This window comes from Sphingomonas lenta (genome assembly GCF_002288825.1).
GTDB classification, from domain to species: Bacteria; Pseudomonadota; Alphaproteobacteria; order Sphingomonadales; family Sphingomonadaceae; genus Sphingomonas; species Sphingomonas lenta.
Genome location: NZ_NSLI01000001.1, coordinates 145,905 through 165,184, shown reverse-complemented (window position 1 = coordinate 165,184; position 19,280 = coordinate 145,905). Strand labels below are relative to the sequence as shown.

Sequence of the window (19,280 nt, the reverse complement as noted above, 5' to 3'; positions counted from 1 at the left end):
CGTCAGGCCTGGATCAGCAGCACGTCGACGACGGGCTTCTTGCCCGTCCAGCGCGTGGCGACGCGGCGGACCGCCAGGCGCACGTCCTCGCGAAGCTTGTCGGCGGGGCGCTTGCGGCCGTTGACCGCCTCCTCCACCGCCTCGACCGCGTCGTCGATGAAGGGCTCGCGGTCCTCCTCGACGGGCACGCCCTGGAGACGAATCTGCGGCTCGCCCAGGATGCCGCCGTTGCGGCCGATCGCGACCGCGACGGAGATCTGGCCGTTAAGCGCGAGCTTGCGCCGTTCGTTGATGGTGGCGCCGTCGGACGGCAGGATCACGTCGCCGTCGAGCACGAGCCGGCCGACCGGCGCGTCGCCGATCTTCTTCGCCGGGCCGGGCAGAAGGCGGACGACGTCGCCGTCGCTCTGGACGAGCGTGTCGGGCACGCCCTCGGCCGCGGCGAAGCGCGCCTGCTCCATCATATGCCGCGCCTCGCCATGCGTGGGCACGAGCAGCTTGGGACGGATCCAACGGTACATCTGAGCGAGCTCGGGCCGGCCGGGATGGCCGGAGACGTGCACGTGCGCCTGGCGCTCGGTGACCATCATCACGCCCTTCTTGGCAAGGATGTTCTGGATGCGGCCGATCGCGACTTCGTTGCCGGGGATCTGGCGCGAGGAGAAGACGACGGTATCGCCCGACGACAGAGACAGCGCGTGGGTGCCCTCGGCGATGCGCGCGAGCGCGGCGCGGGGCTCGCCCTGCCCGCCCGTCGCGACGACGAGCACCTGGTTGGGCGGCAGGCGCATCGCCTCCTCGGGCGAGATCGTGCCGGGGAAGTCGGTCAGATAGCCGCACTGGCGCGCGACCTTGGTGATCCGGTCGAGCGAGCGGCCCGCGATGCAGAGCTTGCGCCCCGTCTCCTCGGCGACGCGGCCGAGCGTGGCGACGCGCGCGACGTTGGAGGCGAAGGTGGTGACGAGCACGCGACCCCGGGCTGCGCCGATCACCTGCAGCAGGCCCTCGCGCACGCTCGACTCCGAGCCGGACGGGTTGGCATTGAACGCGTTGGTCGAGTCGCAGACCATGACGTCCACGCCCTCGTCGCCGATCGCGGCCAGCTGCTCGGGCGAGGACGGCGCGCCGATCACGGGATCATCGTCGAGCTTCCAGTCGCCCGTGTGGAACACGCGGCCATAGGGCGTCTCGATCAGCAAGCCGTTCGCCTCCGGGATCGAGTGCGCGAGCGGCACGTAGCGGAAGCCGAACGGACCCAACGCGAAGCGCTCGTCGGGCTGGATCACGCGGATCTTCACGCGATCCGCGATGCCCTCCTCCTCCAGCTTGCCGCGGATGAGGCCGGCGGTGAAGGGAGTGGCGTAGAGCGGCACGCCCAGGTCCTCGGCGAGATAGGGCAGCGCACCGATATGGTCCTCATGGCCGTGCGTCAGCACCACGCCGAGCAGGTCGTCGGCGCGGTCCTCGATAAACTGGAGGTCGGGCAGGATCACGTCGACGCCGGGATAAGCGCTGTCGGCGAAGGTGATGCCGCAGTCCACCATCACCCACTTGCCGTCGGCGCCGTAGAGATTGACGTTCATACCGATCTCGCCCGAACCGCCGAGCGCGCAGAAAAGAAGTTCGTTTTGCGGAGTCATTCCGTTCTTTCGTGGAGGGTTCGCTGAGCCGGGTTCGGCGCGAACGTTTCAGGTCCGGATATGGGCGCGCTCGCACATGATCGCCAGTCCCTGGATCGTCAGATCGGGCTCGATCACGTCGAAAACGTCCGTGTGCGGCTCGAAGAGCGTGGCGAGCCCGCCGGTAGCGAGAACCTTCACGGGTCGGCCGACCTCGCGCTTCAGGCGCGCGACCAAGCCCTCGATCATCGCCACATAGCCCCAGAAGATGCCGATCTGCATCTGATCGACGGTGTTGCGGCCGATCACCGCGCCTTGATTGGCGGGCGGTTCGATGGCGATACGGGGCAGCTTGGCGGCGGCGGTGACGAGCGCGTCCAAGGACAGGTTGATGCCCGGCGCGATGATGCCGCCCTTATACGCGCCGGTGTAGTCGCTGACGTCGAACGTGGTCGCCGTGCCGAAGTCGATCGTGATGAGGTCGCCCGCGTGCAGCGTGTGCGCCGCGATCGTGTTCACCGCGCGATCGGCGCCCAGCGACTGCGGCTCGTCCACGTCGAGGTTGATGCCCCACTCCAGCGGCGCGCGGCCGGCGATCAGCGCCTCGGTGCCGAAATATTTGGAGCTCAGCACCTGGAGATTGTGGAGCGCGCGCGGGACGACGGTGGCCATCGCCACCGTCTTCACGTCCGCGCGGTCAAAACCTTCGAGCTGGAGCAGCTGGTTAAGCCACACGGCATATTCGTCGGCGGTGCGGCGCGGATCGGTGGCGATGCGCCAGCGCGCGCGGATGCGCCGGCCCTCGACGAGCGCGAAGACGACGTTGGTGTTGCCGGCGTCGATGGCAAGAAGCATGCGTTGCGCTAACCCAGGAGAATGTCGGCGGCGTGGATGACACGGGTGCTCCCGTCCGCCAAGCGCAACCGGAGCGCGCCGTCGGCGTCCAGTCCCGCGAAGAGACCGGGAAGCACGCTCCCGTCCGGCAGACGCGCGGTGAGCACGGCGCCTTCCGCGTGCGCCCGCTCGAGCCAGCGGGTGCGAATGGGTGAGACGCCTTGCCCTCGCCAGGTTCCGAGCCATCGGGCGAACGCCTCGGCCAGCGTTTCGGCGAAGTGGGCGGGCGCGACCGCCAGCCCGTGCTTGGCGAGGCTCGTCGTGGGACGGTCGGGCAGGTTGGGATGGTGCGCGAGGTTCACGCCGACCCCGACCACCACCGCGTCGTCTACGCGCTCCAGCAGCACGCCGGAGAGCTTCGCGCCGTCGAGGAGCAGGTCGTTGGGCCATTTCAGCCGCAGGTCGCCGTCGCGCAAGTAGACGCGGATCCCCTCGTCGAGCGCGACCGCAGTCAGCAGGCCGAGCGTGGCGGGCGGCGGATCGGGCGGGCGCAGGCGGATGAGCGTGCTGGCGTAGAAGTTGCCGGACGGGGACACCCACGACCTGCCCTGCCGCCCGCGCCCGGCGGTCTGGCGCTCGGCGCGGAGCCAGACGCCCTCGCCCAGGCCGGTGCGCGCGAGCGCCGCCATGTCGGCGTTGGTGGAGCCGGTCTCGGGGACGGTGCGGATGGTGATCGTCACGCCTCCTCACCTTATCCCGTCATGCCGGGCTTGACCCGGCATCCATGTGCGTCCGCCGTTTACGAAAACACCGCTTGCAGACACGGACGCGCGTGGACCCCGGGTCAAGCCCGGGGTGACGAGGGTAGAGGTGAAAGGATCGCCCCTCAGAACAGCGAGCGCGCCGCCGTCAGCGACCAGGCGCCGAGCGGGACGATCAGGAACCAGCCGACCGGGAACAGGAACACCGCCGACGCCGCGATCAGGCCGCCTTCGATCCGGCTCGTGACCGGCGGGAAGGAGCCGGCGGGCTCGTCGAAGTACATCGTCTTGACGATGCGGAGATAGTAATAGGCCCCGATCGTCGACAGCGCGATGCCGATCGCCGCCAGCGGCAAGAGCCCCGCCTGCACCGCCGCGTCGAACACGACGAACTTCGACCAGAAGCCGAACAGCGGCGGGATGCCGGCGAGCGAGAGCATGAAGATCGCCAGCGCCGCCGCCAGCGCCGGCCGCGTGCGCGACATCCCCGACAGCGACGCGATGCTCTCGACGGGTGTGCCGTCATGGTCGCGCATCTGCAGCACGACGAGGAAGCTGCCCATCGTCATCGCGATGTAGATCGCCATGTAGGTCAGCACCGCCGACACACCTTCCGGCGTGCCTGCCGCGAGCCCGATCAGCGCGAAGCCGACATTGTTGATCGACGAATAGGCGAGCAGGCGCTTGATGTTTTGCTGGCCTATCGCGGCGACCGCGCCGAGCACGATCGACGCCAGTGCGGCGAAGATGACGATCTGGCGCCACTGAAACAGCGCGGGGCCCATCGCCTCGATCGCTACGCGGACGCCGAGTGCTACGGCCGCGACCTTCTGCGCGGTGGCGAACAGCGCGGTGACGGGTGTCGGCGCGCCCTCGTACACGTCGGGCGTCCACATGTGGAACGGCACGGCGGCGAGCTTGAACGCGATGCCGGCGAAGACGAACACCAGGCCGAAGAGCAGGCCCTTGGACAGCTCGGCCGAGGGCACGGCGTAGGCGGCGGCGATGCCCTCAAACAAGGTCGTGCCGCTGAAGCCGTACACGATCGAGATACCGTAGAGCAGGATGCCCGACGCGAGCGCGCCGAGGATGAAGTATTTCAGCCCCGCCTCCGCCGAACGCGCGTCGCGGCGCATGAAGGTGGCGAGCACGTAGGAGGCGAGCGACTGCAGCTCGAGCCCGACGTACAGCGTCAGCAGGTCGCCCGCCGACACCATGATCCCCGCGCCCGCCGCGGAGAGCAGGACGAGGACCGGGTATTCGGGCCGCAGGTCGTCACCGCTGGTCCGCTCGAAGAAGCCGGGCGCCATGACGATGGCGATCGCGGCGGCGACGTAGATCAGCACCTTCGCGAAGGCAGCGAAGGCGTCGGCGCGGAACAGGCCCTCAAAGGCGACGCCTCCCCCGGACGCCGGGCCGGCGAGCGCGATCAGCGCGCCGCCGACAATTGCGACGGACGTCCAGGACACGGCGCGCGTGGAGCCCTGCCCGCCCCAGGCCGAGACGAGCATCAGGATGATCGCGCCGATCGAGAGGACGAGCTCGGGCAGCGTCAGCAGCAGGTTGGTCGCGTAATCCATCAGTGCGCGCCCCCGTGCGCGGCGGAAGCATGCTGTTCGGCGGCCGGCGCACCGCGGCCGGGCGTCGGGTTGGAGTCGCCGTGCGGCGTCGCGCGCTCGATGCGGGCGAGCAGGCGGCCGACGTCGTTCCTCATCGGGCGCATGAAGCTCTCCGGGTACACGCCCATCCACAGCACCACGCCGGCGATGGGGGCGAGCAGCCACAGCTCGCGGCCGGTGAGGTCGGGCATGGCGCGCACCTCCTCCGACTTCACCTCGCCGTACGCGACGCGGCGGTAGAGGTAGAGCATGTACGCCGCGCCCAGGATGATGCCCGTGGTGCAGAGGAACGCGGTCCAGGTCGACACCTGGTAGCTGCCCATCAGCGACAGGAACTCGCCCACGAAGCCGCTCGTGCCCGGCAGGCCGATCGACGCCATGGTGAAGAGCAGGAAGAACACGGCGAAGGTCGGCATCACGCTCGACACGCCGCCGTAGCGCGCGATCTCGCGGGTGTGGAGGCGGTCGTAGATGACGCCCACGCACAGGAACAGCGCGCCCGACACCAGGCCGTGGCTGAGCATCACGATCATCGCGCCCTCGATGCCCTGCCGGTTGAAGGCGAACAGGCCGATGGTGACGATCGCCATGTGCGCGACCGAAGAGTAGGCGATGAGCTTCTTCATGTCGCTCTGCACCAGCGCCACGAGCGACGTGTAGATCACGGCCACCGCGGAAAGCGCGAAGATAAGCCAGGTGAGCTCGCTCGACGCTTCGGGGAACATGGGCAGCGAGAAGCGCAGGAAGCCGTAGCCGCCTAGCTTCAGCAGCACGCCCGCCAGGATCACTGAGCCCGCGGTCGGCGCCTGCACGTGCGCGTCCGGAAGCCAGGTGTGGACTGGCCACATCGGCATCTTGACCGCGAACGACGCGAAGAAGGCCAGCCACAGCCAGGTCTGCGCCCGGACCGGGAAGTCGTACGCCATCAGGTCGGGGATGTAGGTCGAGCCTGCCGTCCGCGTCATATACAGCATCGCGATCAGCATTAGGAGTGAGCCGAGCAGCGTGTAGAGGAAGAACTTGTACGACGCGTAAATGCGGTTCGCGCCGCCCCAGATGCCGATGATCAGGAACATCGGGATGAGGCCGGCTTCGAAGAAGATGTAGAACAGGAAGATGTCCTGCGCCGCGAAGGTGCCGATCATCAGCACCTCGGTCAGCAGGAAGGCCGACATGTACTCCGGCACGCGCTTCTCGATCGCGCGCCAGCTGGCCCCGATGCAGATCGGCATGAGGAACACCGACAGCAGGATCAGCAGCAGCGCGAAGCCGTCGATGCCGAGCGCCCAGGCGAAGCGACCGAAGACGGGCTGGAACTCCTGGAACTGCCACTGGGCGCCGTTCGGGTCGAAGCCGGCCCAGAGCACGAGCCCGAGCGCGAGGTCGACCAGCGTCGCGCCCAGCGCGATCCAGCGGGCGTCGCGGGGGCTGGCGAACAGGCAGGCGACCGCCGCGACGGCGGGGATGCCCAGCATGAGCGAGAGGATCGGGAACGTCTCCATGGCGGCGTCAGCCCGCGATGGCCCAGGTGACCGCGGCGGTAAGCCCGATCAGCATAACGAAGGCATAGGTATAGACATATCCCGTCTGGAGCTTGGCCGCGGCGCGCGAGCCGGCCTGGGCGAGCCAGGCCGCGCCGTTCGGCCCGAAGCGGTCGATCGTCTTCTCGTCGCCGCGGTGCCAGAAGAAGCGGCCGAAGGCGAAAGCGGGACGGACGAAGAGCAGGTCGTAGAGCTCGTCGAAGTACCACTTGTTGAGGAAAAAGTCGTAGGCGACGCGGAACGTGTCCGCCGTCTTGGACGCCGCGTCGCGCGAGCGGATGTACATGGCGTAGGCGAGCAGGAGCCCCGAGATCATCGCGATCGTCGCCGACAGCTTCACGAGCAGCGGCACCTCGTGCATCGCGTGCGCCAGGTGCTCGCTAAACGCGATGCTGCCGCGCCAGAACTCAGGGCCACCCTCGGGCTCGATGAACGCGTGGTGGAAGGCGAAGCCAGCCGCAATCGCGCCGAGCGACAGCACGCCCAGCGGGATCAGCATGGAGAGCGGGCTCTCGTGCGGATGGTAGCCGGCGGTGCCGTGGGGCACGTCTTCGTGACCGTGATGCGGGTCGGGCGAGTCGCCGTGCTCGGCCTCGGGGTGCGCTTCCTGGTCGTGGCCGTGATGGGCATCACTAGTGTGATGCCCGTGGACGGCGTGCTGGATGTGCTCGGAGCCCGCCCAGCGCGGCTGGCCGAAGAAGGTCAGGAACACGAGCCGCCAGGAGTAGAAGCTCGTCAGGAACGCGACGAGCATGCCGACCATCGACACGCCGAGCCAGCCGCTCGCCCAGGCCGCCTCGATGATCGCGTCCTTCGAGTAGAAGCCCGCGAAGCCGCCCACGCCATAGATGCCCACGCCCGTGATCGCGAAGGTGCCGATCATCATCGCCCAGAAGGTGAGCGGGATCGAGCGACGCAGGCCCCCGTAGAAGCGCATGTCCTGCTCGTGGTGCATCGCGTGGATGACCGAGCCCGCGCCGAGGAACAGCAGCGCCTTAAAGAAGGCGTGCGTGAACAGGTGGAACATCGCCGCGCCGTACGCGCCGACGCCGGCGGCGAAGAACATGTAACCGAGCTGCGAACAGGTCGAATAGGCGATGACGCGCTTGATGTCGTTCTGCACCAGCCCGACGGTGGCGGCGAACAGGCAGGTCGCGGCACCGACCGCGGTCACGACGGCGAGCGCCGCAGGCGCGGCCTCGAACATCGGGCTCAAGCGGCAGACCATGAACACGCCCGCGGTCACCATGGTCGCGGCGTGGATCAGCGCGGAGACGGGCGTCGGGCCCTCCATCGCATCCGGCAACCAAGTGTGGAGGCCCAGCTGTGCCGACTTGCCCATCGCGCCGACGAACAGCAGCAGGCAGAGCACGGTCAGCGTATCGGCGCGCATCCCCAAGAAGCCGATCGTGGAGCCGGTCATGCCGGGCGCGGCCGCCAGGATCTCGGGGATCGAGACGGTGTCGAACACCAGGTAGATGCCGAAGATGCCGAGCATGAAGCCCAGGTCGCCGACGCGGTTGACGACGAACGCCTTGATCGCGGCGGCGTTGGCGCTGGGCTTGTAGTACCAGAAGCCGATCAGGAGGTAGCTGGCGAGGCCCACGCCCTCCCAGCCGAAGAACATCTGGACGAGGTTGTCGGCCGTCACCAGCATCAGCATCGCGAAGGTGAACAGCGACAGGTAAGCGAAGAAGCGCGGCTGGTCCGGGTCCTCGCTCATATAACCCCAGCTATAGAGGTGGACGAGCGCGGAGACGGTGGTGATGACCACCAACATGACGCTGGTCAGCGCGTCGACGCGCAGGCCCCAGGACACGTCCATGTCGCCGGAGATGATCCAGGGCATGACGGGCTCGACATGCGCCTGCGCGGAGCCGGTCAGGAAGCCGAGGAAGATCGGCCAAGACAGCGCGCACGACACGAACAGCGCGCCGGTCGTGATCGCCTTGGCGGGCACGTTCCCCAGATTGCGGTTGCCCAGCCCCGCGATGACCGCCGCCAGAAGCGGCAGGAAGACGATTACCGAGATCAAGCCGTCACCCCTTCATCCGGCTGGCGTCTTCAACGGCGATGTCGCCGCGGTTGCGGAAATAGATGACCAGGATCGCGAGTCCGATCGCCGCCTCGCCGGCCGCGACCGTCAGCACGAACATCGCGAACACCTGCCCCACCAGGTCGTTCAGCGCCGCGGAAAAGGCGACGAGGTTGATGTTCACCGCGAGCAGGATCAGCTCGATCGCCATCAGGATGACGATCAGGTTCTTCCGGTTCAGGAAAATGCCGAGCACGCCCATGGTGAACAGAATGGCGGCGACCACGAGATAGTGGATCAGGCCGATGCTGCCGTTCATAGCTCCACCCCCACGCCGATCGGCTGGTTGACGTTGCGCGTCGCGTCCTCCGGACGGCGCGCGTTCTGGCGCGGGATGCTCTGCGGGCGGACGCCGCCGCGCTTGCGATAGGTCAGCACGATCGCGCCGATCATGGCGACGAGCAGCACCAGGCCCGCCACCTCGAAAATGAACAGGTAGCGCGTGTAGAGCAGGTTTCCGAGCGCCTGGATGTTGGGCACGGGCTGCGCGGCCGGCGCGGTGCGCGCGGCGAGCTCGATGCCCCCCGCCCCGTATGCGCCGATGCCGATGACGATCTCAGCGAGCAGCGCCACCGCGAGCGCGAGGCCCAGCGGCAGGTAGCGCACGAAGCCCGCGCGCATCTCAGCGACGTCGATGTCAAGCATCATGACGACGAACAGGAACAAGACCGCGACCGCGCCGACGTAGACGATGATCAGCAGCATCGCGATGAACTCGGCGCCCGCGAGCACCATCAGCCCCGCCGCGTTGAAAAAGGCGAGGATCAGCCACAGCACCGAGTGGACCGGGTTGCGCGACGAAATGGTCAGCGCGGCCGAGGCGATCGTCACGGTCGCGAAGAGGTAAAAGGCGATGGCCTGGATCAAAGCCGGTCCCTGTTGTTTGCGCCCCCGCCTCGATCTCCCATCGAAGTGGTACTTCGATGGGGTCCCTTAGCGAGGGCCCAGCCCTAACCTAGAAGCCCGGCCCCCCGCGGTGGGCGGCCAGGTGAACGGATTGGCCGCGCGCTTACCGGTAAGGCGCATCCTGGGCAAGGTTGCTCGCCAGCACGCGCTCCCAGCGGTCGCCGTTATCGAGCAGCTTCGCCTTGTTGTAGATCAGCTCCTCGCGCGTCTCTGTCGAGAAGTCGAGGTTCGGGCCCTCCACGATTGCGTCGACCGGGCACGCTTCCTGGCACAGGCCGCAGTAGATGCACTTGGTCATGTCGATGTCGTAGCGCGTCGTGCGGCGCGAGCCGTCGTCGCGCGGCTCCGCCTCAATCGTGATCGCCAGCGCGGGGCACACCGCTTCGCACAGCTTGCACGCGATGCAGCGCTCCTCGCCGTTCGGGTAACGACGCAACGCGTGCTCGCCGCGGAAACGGGGCGAGAGCGGGTTGCGCTCGAACGGGTAGTTGATCGTCGCCTTGGGCTTGAAAAAGTAGCGCAGCGTCTTGGCGTGGGCCTTCAGAAACTCCCACAGCGTGAACGCCTTGATGGTGCCTGCGATGCTCACAACTCAACTCCCGCGCGCGCCGGCGCTTGTGCATGTGCGGTGGTGATCCCGCGTCCCCCCGCCCCTTCGACGCCGACGCGGTCGAACATGAGGATGCCGGAGACCAGGAAGACCCAGAAGAGCGACACGGGCAGGAACACCTTCCAGCCCAGCCGCATTAGCTGGTCGTAGCGGTACCTCGGCACCGTCGCCTTCACCCAGCTGAAGAAGAAGAAGAACAGGCACATCTTGAGGAACAGCCAGATGATGCCCGGCACCGCGTAGAGCGGCGCCCAGTCGATCGGCGGCAGCCACCCGCCCCAGAAGAGCGTGGCGTTGAGCACGCACATCAGAATGACGTTGGCGTACTCACCCAGCCAGTAGAGCGCGAAACTCATCGACGAATATTCGGTCTGGTAGCCCGCGACGAGCTCCGACTCGGCCTCCGTCAGGTCGAACGGCGCGCGCTGCGTCTCCGCGAGCGACGAGATGAAGAACATCACCGCCATGGGCAGGAACAGCGGGTTCAAGCCGAACCCGTTGATCACGCCGAAGATGTGGCCCTTCTGCGCCATCACGATTTGCGACAGGTTGAAGCTGCCGGCGTAGAGCACGACCGAGATCAGGATGAAACCTATCGCGACCTCGTACGACACCATCTGCGCGGCCGCGCGGAGCGCCGAGTAGAAGGGGTACTTGGAGTTCGACGCCCACCCTGCGATGATGATGCCGTAGACGCCCAGTGACGACGCCGCGAGCACGTAAAGCAGGCCGACGTTGATGTCGGCTAGCACCACGCCCGCGTCGAACGGCACCACCGCCCACACGATCAAGGCGACGGTGAAGGTGATGATCGGCGCCAGCAGGAACAGCCCGCGGTTCGCCGCCGACGGGATGATCGTTTCCTGCAGAAAGACCTTGAGGCCGTCGGCGAAGCTCTGGAGCAGGCCGAAGGGGCCGACGACGTTCGGCCCGCGGCGCAGCGCCATCGCCGCCCAGATCTTGCGGTCGGCGTAGATAATCATCGCCACCGTCAGCATCAGCGGCAGCGCGATCAGGAGGATGCCCGCGATCGTGGCGAGGAACCACGACCAGCCGTAGGGCAGGCCGAGGGTGGTGTTGAAGAACTCGGTCATTCCGCGGCCTCGGCGAACGACTCACCGTGGATCAGCTCGGCCGAGCAACGCTGCATCGTCGGGCTGGCGCGGCAGATCGCGTTGGTGAGGTAGAAATCCTGGATCGGGTAGCGCCCGACCGCGCCCGACGCGCTCTCCGAGAGCGACGGCGGCGTCCAGTCGAAGCTGAGCAGCCCCAATTTGGCGAATTGAGGCACGTTCTGGCCCATATGCTCGCGCAGGCCCGGCAGCGAGTCGAACGGCAGCGTGTGGCCGAGCCGCTCGGACAGGGCGCGGAAGATCGACCAATCCTCGCGCGCGTCGCCGGGCGGGAACACCGCACGCTCGCCGCGCTGCACCCGGCCTTCAAGGTTGACGTAGGTGCCCGACTTCTCGGCGTAACTCGCACCGGGCAGCACCACGTCCGCCGCGGCCGCGCCGCGGTCGCCGTGGTGGCCGACATAGACCTTGAAGCCGGTGAAACGGCTGAAGTCGACTTCGTCCGCGCCGAGGAAGAAGGTCAGGCGCGCATAATGCAGGTCGGCGATACCGCCCGGCCGCGCGTAGCCGAGAATCAGCCCGCCCATGCGCGACGCGGCCATGTGGACGACGTTGAAGCCGTTCCATCCCTCACGGACGAGGTTGAACCGCTTGGCGAGCGCGAGCGCCGCGCCGTGGCCGCCCTTGAGCGCTGCCGCGCCGACGATCACCGTTGGCCGCTCGGCACGCTCGAACAGGTCGGCGACGTGACTCGGCAGACTGCCCAATAGCGACAGGTCGTCGCCGAGCCACTCGACGCGATAGGTCAGGTCGACCTCCGGCCCGATCGCGAAGACCTTGGCGCCGCGCTTGATCGCCTTGCGCACACGGGTGTTCAGCAGCGGCGCTTCCCACCGCAGGTTGCTGCCCACCAGCAGGATCGCGTCCGCGCGCTCGAGGCCAGCGATGGTGGTATTGAAGTTCACCGCGGCGAGGCTGGACGTGTCGTAGTCGAGCCCGGTCTGCCGCCCCTCGAGCAGCGACGACCCCATGCTGCCCAGCATCAGCTTGGCCGCGTACATCGTCTCGCAATCGACCAAATCGCCAGCGACCGCGGCGACGCTGCCGCCGGCCTGAGCCGCCATGTCGGCGATCACGTCGAACGCCTCCGGCCAGCTCACCGGCTGGAGCTTGCCCTCGCGGCGCACGAACGGGCGGTCGAGGCGGCGGCGCACCAGGCCGTCGATCATGTAGCGGGTCTTGTCGGTCGCCCACTCCTCGTTGACGTCGTCGTTGATGACCGGGTGGCACTGCAGCACCTGCCGCCCGCGCGCGTCGAGCCGGACGTTGGTGCCGACCGCATCCGACACGTCGATCGCGGGCGTCCGGCGCAGCTCCCAGGGACGCGCTTCGAACTGGTACGGCTTGGAGGTGAGCGCGCCGACCGGACAGAGGTCGACGGTGTTGCCCGACAGCTCGGACTTGACCGCGCTCTCCAGGTAGGAGGTGATCTGCATATCCTCGCCGCGGAAGATCGCGCCGATCTCCTCGACGCCCGCCACCTCCTCGGCGAAGCGGACGCAGCGCGTGCACTGGATACAGCGGTTCATCGTCGTCTTGACGATGGGACCCATATACTTGTCGGTGACCGCCCGCTTGTTCTCGTCGAAGCGGCTATGGCCCTTGCCGTAGGCGACGGCGATGTCCTGGAGGTCGCAATGGCCGCCCTGATCGCAGATCGGGCAGTCGAGCGGGTGGTTGATGAGGAGGAACTCCATCACCCCCTCGCGCGCGTGCTTCACCATCGGCGAGGTGGTGAACACCTCCTGGTTGTCCGCCGCGGGCAGCGCGCACGACGCCTGGGGCTTGGGCGGCCCCGGCTTCACCTCGACCAGGCACATGCGGCAGTTACCCGCGATGCTCAGCCGCTCGTGGTAGCAGAAATGGGGGATCTCCTTGCCGGCGGCATTGCACGCCTGCATCACGGTGGCACCTTGCGGCACCTCCACTTCGATCCCGTCGACCTTCAGCTTGGGCATGTCAGTGTTCCGTATCCGTGAGACCGAGGCGCACCTCGATCCGGTCGACGCGGGTTTTGAGATCGCTGATGTCGGACTGCATACCGTAAATCGAGGTCATAATCCCGCGCTGATGGTCCTCGATTGCGGCGAGCCGAACGCCTTGCGACGCTTGCTCGCGCTTGATCGAGGCGACATCGCTTTGCACTTTCTTCAGGATCTCAAGGATGAGGTCGCCCTGCTCCAGCGTCACTCCGCCGCCTCCTGCATCGGCGCGAACCCGCCGGTACCGTTCCGCTCATGGATGCGGCGCTCGATCTCCGGGCGGAAGTGCTTGATCAGACCCTGGATAGGCCACGCCGCCGCGTCGCCGAGCGCGCAGATGGTGTGGCCTTCGATCTGCTTGGTGACCTCATGGAGCGTGTCGATCTCGCTCACCTGCGCCTCGCCGGTACGCAGGCGCTCCATCACGCGCCACATCCAGCCCGTGCCCTCGCGGCACGGCGTGCACTGACCGCAGCTCTCGTGCTTGTAGAAGTAGGAGATGCGGCTAATCGCGCGGACGATGTCGGTGGACTTGTCCATGACGATCACGGCCGCGGTGCCGAGACCGGAGCCCAGCGCCTTGAGGCCATCGAAGTCCATGGGCGCGTCCATGATCTGCTCGGCCGGCACCAGCGGCACCGAAGAGCCGCCGGGGATGACGGCCAGCAGATTGTCCCAGCCTCCGCGGATACCGCCGCAATGCTTCTCGATCAGCTCGCGGAAGGGAATGCTCATCGCCTCCTCGACCACGCAGGGCTTCTCGACGTGGCCGGAGATCTGGAAGAGCTTGGTGCCCTTGTTATTCTCGCGGCCGAAGCTCGAGAACCATTCGGGCCCGCGGCGCAGGATGGTGGGGACGACGGCGATCGACTCGACATTGTTGACCGTCGTCGGGCAGCCATAGAGGCCCGCGCCCGCCGGGAAGGGCGGCTTGAGGCGCGGTTGGCCTTTCTTGCCCTCCAGCGACTCGAGCATCGCAGTCTCTTCGCCGCAGATGTACGCGCCGGCGCCGCGACACAGGAACACGTCGTAGTCGTAACCGGAGCCGGCGGCATTCTTGCCCAGCAGCCCGCGGTCATACGCCTCGGCGATGGCGGCGTAGAGCGTCTCCGCCTCGCGAATATACTCGCCGCGAATGTAGATGTAAGCGGCGCGCGCGCGCATCGCGAAACCCGCGATCAGCGCGCCTTCCAGCAACTTATGCGGATCGTGGCGGATGATCTCGCGGTCCTTGCACGACCCCGGCTCCGACTCGTCGGCGTTGATGACGAGGAAATTCGGGCGGTCGGGCTTGGGCTCCTTGGGCATGAAGCTCCATTTGGTGCCGGTCGGGAAGCCCGCGCCGCCGCGGCCGCGCAAGCCGCTGGCCTTGACCACGTCGATGATCGCGTCCTGCCCGCGCAGCATCAGCGCGCGCGTATCGTCCCAGTCTCCGCGCATGATCGCGGCGTCGAGGTTCCAGCGCTGGAACCCGTAGACGTTGGTGAAGATGCGGTCCTTATCGGCGAGGCTCATGCCCACTCACCTCGGTAGTCGTGGTTGGCGTCGGCCATCTCGCGCAAGGTCGTCGGTCCGCCCTCCGGGCAGCTCGCGCGGCGGCCGATCTGCGAGCCGGCGTGCGGGGTCTCGCCGCGGGCGAGCGCCTCCAGCACCGCCGTCGTCCGATCGTAGTCGAGGTCCTCGTAATTATCGTCGTTGATCTGGACCATGGGCGCATTGGCGCACGCGCCCAGGCATTCGACCTCCGTCAGCGTGAACAGGCCGTCGGGCGTCGTCTTGCCCTTGACCAGCCCCTTGTTCTTGCACGCGGCGATCACCTCGTCCGAGCCGCGCAGCATGCACGGCGTCGTGCCGCACACCTGGACATGGTAGCGGCCGACGGGCGCAAGATTGTACATCGTGTAGAAGGTCGCGACCTCGTACACGCGGATGTACGCGACGCCGATCTGCGCCGCGACATACTCGATCACGGGCACGGGCAGCCACCCTTGCGTCCGCGTCTCCGCGCCGACCTGGCGCTGGGCGAGGTCGAGCAGCGGGAGCGAGGCGGACTGCTCGCGCCCCTTCGGGAAACGCGCGATGATCTCCGCCGCGCGCCGCTCGTTTTCGGGCGTCCACTTGAACCCGCCCCAGCGCGCGCGGACCTCGGCCTCGTCGGGGATGTTCGGCGCGTCAGCCATCAGCGATCACACTCCCCGAACACGATATCCATGGCTCCCAGGATAGCGGTGGTGTCCGCGAGCATGTGCCCGCGGCTCATGAAGTCCATCGCCTGAAGGTGGCTGAACGCCGTCGGGCGCACCTTGCAGCGGTACGGCTTGTTGGTACCGTTCGACACCAAATACACGCCGAACTCGCCTTTCGGGCTCTCGGTCGCGACGTACACCTCGCCGGCGGGGACGTGGAACCCTTCCGTGAACAGCTTGAAGTGGTGGATCAGCGCCTCCATCGAGCGCTTCATGTCGGCGCGCGCGGGCGGCGAGACCTTGCTGTTGAGGCTCTGGACCGGACCCTCGGGCATCTGCTGCAGGCACTGCTTCATGATGCGCGCGGACTGGCGGACCTCCTCCACGCGGACCATGAAGCGGTCGTAGCAGTCGCCCCGCGTGCCTACCGGCACGTCGAAGTCGACGCGGTCGTACGCGTCATAGGGCTGCGACTTGCGCAGGTCCCAGGGGATACCCGCCGCGCGGATCATCGGGCCGGAGAAGCCCCAGGCGATCGCGTCGTCGCGGCTGACGACGCCGATGTCGACGTTGCGCTGCTTGAAGATGCGATTGTCGGCCACGAGGCTGATCGCGTCCTCGAACAGCTGCGGGAGGCGCGTGTCGAGCCAATCGCCGATATCGGTCAGCAGCTTCAGCGGCACGTCCTGGCGCACGCCGCCCGGGCGGAAATAGTTGGCGTGCATGCGCGCGCCCGACGCACGCTCGTAGAAGTTCATCGTGTCTTCCCGCAGCTCGAACAGCCACAGGTTCGGCGTCATCGCGCCCACGTCCATCACATGCGAACCGAGGTTCAGCATGTGGTTCATGATGCGCGTCAGCTCGGCGAAGAACACGCGGAGGTACTGGGCGCGGAGCGGCACCTCGAGGTCGAGCAGCTTCTCGATGGCGAGCACGTAGCTGTGCTCCATGCACATCGGCGAGCAGTAATCGAAGCGGTCGAAGTACGGCAACGCCTGGATGTACGTCTTGTACTCGATCATCTTCTCGGTGCCGCGGTGAAGCAACCCGACATGCGGATCGATGCGCTCGACGATTTCGCCGTCCAGCTCCATGACGAGGCGCAGCACGCCGTGCGCGGCAGGGTGCTGGGGGCCGAAGTTGATCGTGTAATTCTGGATGGAGACGTCGCCCGCAGGATCGTGCTCGCCCGCGTCAACGGCGAGCTTGCGCGCGACGGCCGGGTCGACGGCTTCGCGTACGTCGGTCATTGATTATGTCCCTCGCCCTTGGTCGGGATCACGTCCGGATCGACCGGCTTGCTCTCGGGCTGATTGCCGGGATGCGGCTGGCCCGCGCCGGTCTGCTGCGTCTGGTCAGGCTTGCCGGTGCCGCCCTTGGCGTAGGTCGAGTCGGACGCCTTGGGAGGCGTCTGCGGCGATTCCTGCGTCGCGGCCTTCTGGACCTTCTCGGCGTCGGCGGTCGTGTGCGCACCCTTGGCCTGCGGCACGGCCCCGCCCTTCTCGTCGCCCGGCAGCACGTACTCGGCACCTTCCCAGCTGGAGAGGAAGTCGAAGTTGCGCCAGTCCTGCGGCAGGTCGGTCGGCTGATAGATGACCCGCTTCTCCTCCTCCGAATAGCGGACCTCGACGAAGCCCGTCATCGGGAAATCCTTGCGGAGCGGATGGCCGCGGAAACCATAGTCGGTCAGGATGCGGCGCAGGTCGGGGTTGCCGGCGAACAGCACGCCGAACAGGTCGTACACCTCGCGCTCTAGCCAGCCCGCGACGGGCCAGAGGTGCGTCACGGTCGGCACCGGCGTGTCCTCGTCGGTGTTCACGCGCACCTGGATGCGGTGGTTACGCGTCAGCGACAGGAGCATGTAGACGATTTCGAAGCGGTCGGGCCGCTCCGGATAGTCGACGCCGGCGATCTCCATGAGCTGCTGATACTCAAGCCCCGGCGTGTCACGCAGCGCCGCTAGAGCCTGCGGCAGCCGCTCGCGGTCAACGAACAGCGACACCTCGCCGACCTTGTCCTGCGCGTGCAGGAGCATGTCGCCGAGCGTGCTCGTCGCGAGGTCGACGACGCCGTCATTGGGGGCGTAGCGGGGAGCGGCAGCCCTCAACGCTCAATGCTCCCCTGGCGGCGGATCTTACGCTGCAGCTGCATGATGCCGTAGAGTAGCGCCTCGGCGGTCGGCGGGCAGCCGGGCACGTAGATGTCGACGGGCACGACGCGGTCACAGCCGCGCACCACCGAGTAGCTGTAATGGTAGTAGCCGCCGCCATTGGCGCACGAGCCCATCGAGATGACGTATTTCGGCTCCGACATCTGGTCGTACACGCGACGCAGCGCCGGGGCCATCTTGTTGCACAGCGTGCCGGCAACGATCATCACGTCCGACTGTCGCGGAGACGCGCGCGGGGCGACGCCGAAGCGCTCCAGGTCGTAGCGCGGCATGTTGACGTGGATCATCTCGACCGCGCAGCAGGCCAGGCCGAACGTCATCCACCAGAGCGAGCCGGTGCGCGCCCACTGGAACAGCTCCTCGGTGCTGGTCACCAAGAAGCCCTTGTCGGTCAGCTCGCCGTTGAGCGAGTCGAAGAAGCCCTGATCGGGCAATACGACGCCCTGGCCGGGGTCGGGCCGCGGCTTGAACTCGACGGGCCCGGAGCTCGGGGTCACTCCCACTCCAACGCTCCCTTCTTCCATGCGTACACCAATCCCAATGCGAGCTCGGCGATGAAGATCATCATCGCGATCCATGCAGTCCAGCCGAGCGAGAAAACCGATACCGCCCAAGGATATAGGAACGCCGCCTCCAGATCGAAGACGATGAACAGGATGGCGACGAGATAAAAGCGGACGTCGAACTGGCTGCGCGGATCCTCGAAGGCGGGAAAGCCGCACTCATATTCGGCGAGCTTGTCGGGGTTCGGCTTGTTGGTGCCGGTCAGCCGCGACACGAGCATCGGCGTGAACACGAACGAGGTCGACAGCAGCAGCGCCACGCCGAGGAAGAGCAGGATGGGCAGATATTGCGACAGGTCGACCATGTAACTCTCGCACATGCGGTTTCGAGCGGCTCTGTAGGCGCGCAGGGGTGGACCGGCAAGGTGGCCGGCCCGTGATAATCACTCGCAGTTAACCCGTTTTGTTCCGCAGGTTAACGCAGCGCACCGGCCAGCAGCTTGTGCAGCTTGGAGTGGAGTGCGTCGTTGGCGGCGAGGAACTCCAACCGCTCCATCGCGCGGTCGCCACCGCGGAAGTCGGTGACGAAGCCGCCCGCCTCCTTGACGAGCAGCACGCCTGCCGCCGCGTCCCAGGGCTTCAGGTCGGATTCCCAATAGCCGTCGTAGCGGCCCGCCGCGACCCAGGCGAGGTCAAGCGCGGCCGAGCCGAAGCGGCGGATGCCGGCCACCTGCGGGGCGATCGCGCCGAAGATGCGGCTCCACTGCGCGAAGTCGCCGTGGCCCATGTATGGAATGCCGGTCGCGATCAGCGCCTCGGACAGCTCCCGCCTGGCGGACACGCGCAGGCGCTGGTCCTGGAGCCAGGCGCCCCTGCCCTTCTCCGCCCAGAAGCTCTCGTCGGTGAGCGGTTGGTAGACATAGCCGTGTGTGATCTCCGGACGACCGCCTGCGCCGCGCGGATCCTCCACGGCGACGGAGATAGCGAAGTGCGGCACGCCGTGGAGGAAGTTGGACGTGCCGTCGAGCGGGTCGACGATGAAGCGGGGCTTGTCGGGATCACCGGGCAGCTCGCCGCCCTCTTCGCCCAGAATGCGCCAATCAGGACGTGCTTTGCGCAGCTCCTCGATCAGCGTCTGCTCGGCGCGGCGGTCGGCCTGGCTGACGAAGTCGGCCGGGCCCTTGCGGCTGACCTGGAGGTGCTGGACCTCGTTGAAGTCGCGACGCAGCCGCGGCCCCGCCTTGCGGCAGGCGCGCTCGATAACGGTGATAAGGCCGGAATGGGCGGGCATTTCAACTTCTTTCTCCCTCTCCCCGCTGGG

The 19,280-nt window shown here is 67.3% G+C and carries 18 protein-coding genes and 1 pseudogene; all 19 read right to left on the bottom strand.

The features are described 5' to 3' along the window. Window positions 1-2: 2 nt before the first annotated feature. Window positions 3-1,640, bottom strand: coding sequence for a ribonuclease J (locus CKY28_RS00775; protein WP_095996432.1), 1,638 nt, complete (start codon window positions 1,638-1,640; stop codon window positions 3-5). A gap of 48 nt (window positions 1,641-1,688) precedes the next feature. Beyond that, window positions 1,689-2,474 (bottom strand): type III pantothenate kinase, encoded by a 786-nt coding sequence (locus tag CKY28_RS00770; RefSeq protein WP_095996431.1) that lies wholly within the window; start codon window positions 2,472-2,474, stop codon window positions 1,689-1,691. Window positions 2,475-2,482: 8 nt separating this feature from the next. Then, window positions 2,483-3,187, bottom strand: a complete 705-nt coding sequence (locus CKY28_RS00765) for a biotin--[acetyl-CoA-carboxylase] ligase (protein WP_095996872.1) — start codon at window positions 3,185-3,187, stop codon at window positions 2,483-2,485. 152 nt (window positions 3,188-3,339) lie between these two features. Continuing rightward, window positions 3,340-4,794: an NADH-quinone oxidoreductase subunit NuoN gene (gene nuoN / locus CKY28_RS00760; RefSeq protein WP_095996430.1), complete on the bottom strand. Its 1,455-nt coding sequence runs from the start codon at window positions 4,792-4,794 to the stop codon at window positions 3,340-3,342. Next, entirely contained in the window at window positions 4,794-6,335 is a 1,542-nt protein-coding gene (locus CKY28_RS00755; protein ID WP_095996429.1) for an NADH-quinone oxidoreductase subunit M, read from the bottom strand. The genes nuoN and CKY28_RS00755 overlap by 1 nt, the downstream gene beginning before the upstream one ends. A 7-nt stretch (window positions 6,336-6,342) precedes the next feature. Continuing rightward, window positions 6,343-8,409, bottom strand: coding sequence for an NADH-quinone oxidoreductase subunit L (gene nuoL / locus CKY28_RS00750; RefSeq protein ID WP_095996428.1), 2,067 nt, complete (start codon window positions 8,407-8,409; stop codon window positions 6,343-6,345). 4 nt (window positions 8,410-8,413) lie between these two features. Then, window positions 8,414-8,728, bottom strand: coding sequence for an NADH-quinone oxidoreductase subunit NuoK (gene nuoK, locus CKY28_RS00745; protein WP_095996427.1), 315 nt, complete (start codon window positions 8,726-8,728; stop codon window positions 8,414-8,416). Further along, a complete protein-coding gene (locus tag CKY28_RS00740) occupies window positions 8,725-9,336 on the bottom strand; it encodes an NADH-quinone oxidoreductase subunit J (RefSeq protein ID WP_095996426.1) in 612 nt (203 codons plus the stop codon). The genes nuoK and CKY28_RS00740 overlap by 4 nt, the downstream gene beginning before the upstream one ends. A gap of 142 nt (window positions 9,337-9,478) precedes the next feature. Next, window positions 9,479-9,964, bottom strand: coding sequence for an NADH-quinone oxidoreductase subunit NuoI (gene nuoI / locus CKY28_RS00735; RefSeq protein ID WP_095996425.1), 486 nt, complete (start codon window positions 9,962-9,964; stop codon window positions 9,479-9,481). Between the two features lie 68 nt (window positions 9,965-10,032). Then, window positions 10,033-11,079 (bottom strand): annotated as a pseudogene (gene nuoH / locus CKY28_RS00730) (NADH-quinone oxidoreductase subunit NuoH); the annotation flags it as partial. After that, window positions 11,076-13,076, bottom strand: a complete 2,001-nt coding sequence (gene nuoG, locus CKY28_RS00725) for an NADH-quinone oxidoreductase subunit NuoG (protein ID WP_095996423.1) — start codon at window positions 13,074-13,076, stop codon at window positions 11,076-11,078. The gene nuoG and the pseudogene nuoH, both read right to left, overlap by 4 nt. Window position 13,077: 1 nt before the next feature. Continuing rightward, a complete protein-coding gene (locus CKY28_RS00720) occupies window positions 13,078-13,308 on the bottom strand; it encodes a hypothetical protein (protein ID WP_095996422.1) in 231 nt (76 codons plus the stop codon). Then, the gene (gene nuoF / locus CKY28_RS00715) at window positions 13,305-14,615 is read right to left on the bottom strand and encodes an NADH-quinone oxidoreductase subunit NuoF (protein ID WP_095996871.1); all 1,311 of its coding nucleotides are present in this window, start codon (window positions 14,613-14,615) and stop codon (window positions 13,305-13,307) included. The genes CKY28_RS00720 and nuoF overlap by 4 nt, the downstream gene beginning before the upstream one ends. Next, entirely contained in the window at window positions 14,612-15,280 is a 669-nt protein-coding gene (locus CKY28_RS00710) for a complex I 24 kDa subunit family protein (RefSeq protein ID WP_095996421.1), read from the bottom strand. The genes nuoF and CKY28_RS00710 overlap by 4 nt, the downstream gene beginning before the upstream one ends. After that, window positions 15,280-16,536: an NADH-quinone oxidoreductase subunit D gene (locus tag CKY28_RS00705; protein WP_095996420.1), complete on the bottom strand. Its 1,257-nt coding sequence runs from the start codon at window positions 16,534-16,536 to the stop codon at window positions 15,280-15,282. Before CKY28_RS00705 ends, CKY28_RS00710 begins: the two co-directional genes overlap by 1 nt. Continuing rightward, on the bottom strand, window positions 16,533-17,393 hold the full coding sequence (locus CKY28_RS00700) for an NADH-quinone oxidoreductase subunit C (RefSeq protein ID WP_095996419.1): 861 nt from the start codon (window positions 17,391-17,393) through the stop codon (window positions 16,533-16,535). The genes CKY28_RS00705 and CKY28_RS00700 overlap by 4 nt, the downstream gene beginning before the upstream one ends. Further along, the gene (locus CKY28_RS00695; RefSeq protein ID WP_425442471.1) at window positions 17,390-17,980 is read right to left on the bottom strand and encodes a NuoB/complex I 20 kDa subunit family protein; all 591 of its coding nucleotides are present in this window, start codon (window positions 17,978-17,980) and stop codon (window positions 17,390-17,392) included. Before CKY28_RS00695 ends, CKY28_RS00700 begins: the two co-directional genes overlap by 4 nt. Beyond that, the gene (ndhC, locus tag CKY28_RS00690) at window positions 17,950-18,324 is read right to left on the bottom strand and encodes an NADH-quinone oxidoreductase subunit A (RefSeq protein ID WP_095996870.1); all 375 of its coding nucleotides are present in this window, start codon (window positions 18,322-18,324) and stop codon (window positions 17,950-17,952) included. Before ndhC ends, CKY28_RS00695 begins: the two co-directional genes overlap by 31 nt. Window positions 18,325-18,434: 110 nt before the next feature. After that, the gene (locus CKY28_RS00685) at window positions 18,435-19,250 is read right to left on the bottom strand and encodes an inositol monophosphatase family protein (RefSeq protein ID WP_095996417.1); all 816 of its coding nucleotides are present in this window, start codon (window positions 19,248-19,250) and stop codon (window positions 18,435-18,437) included. Window positions 19,251-19,280 lie beyond the last annotated feature (30 nt).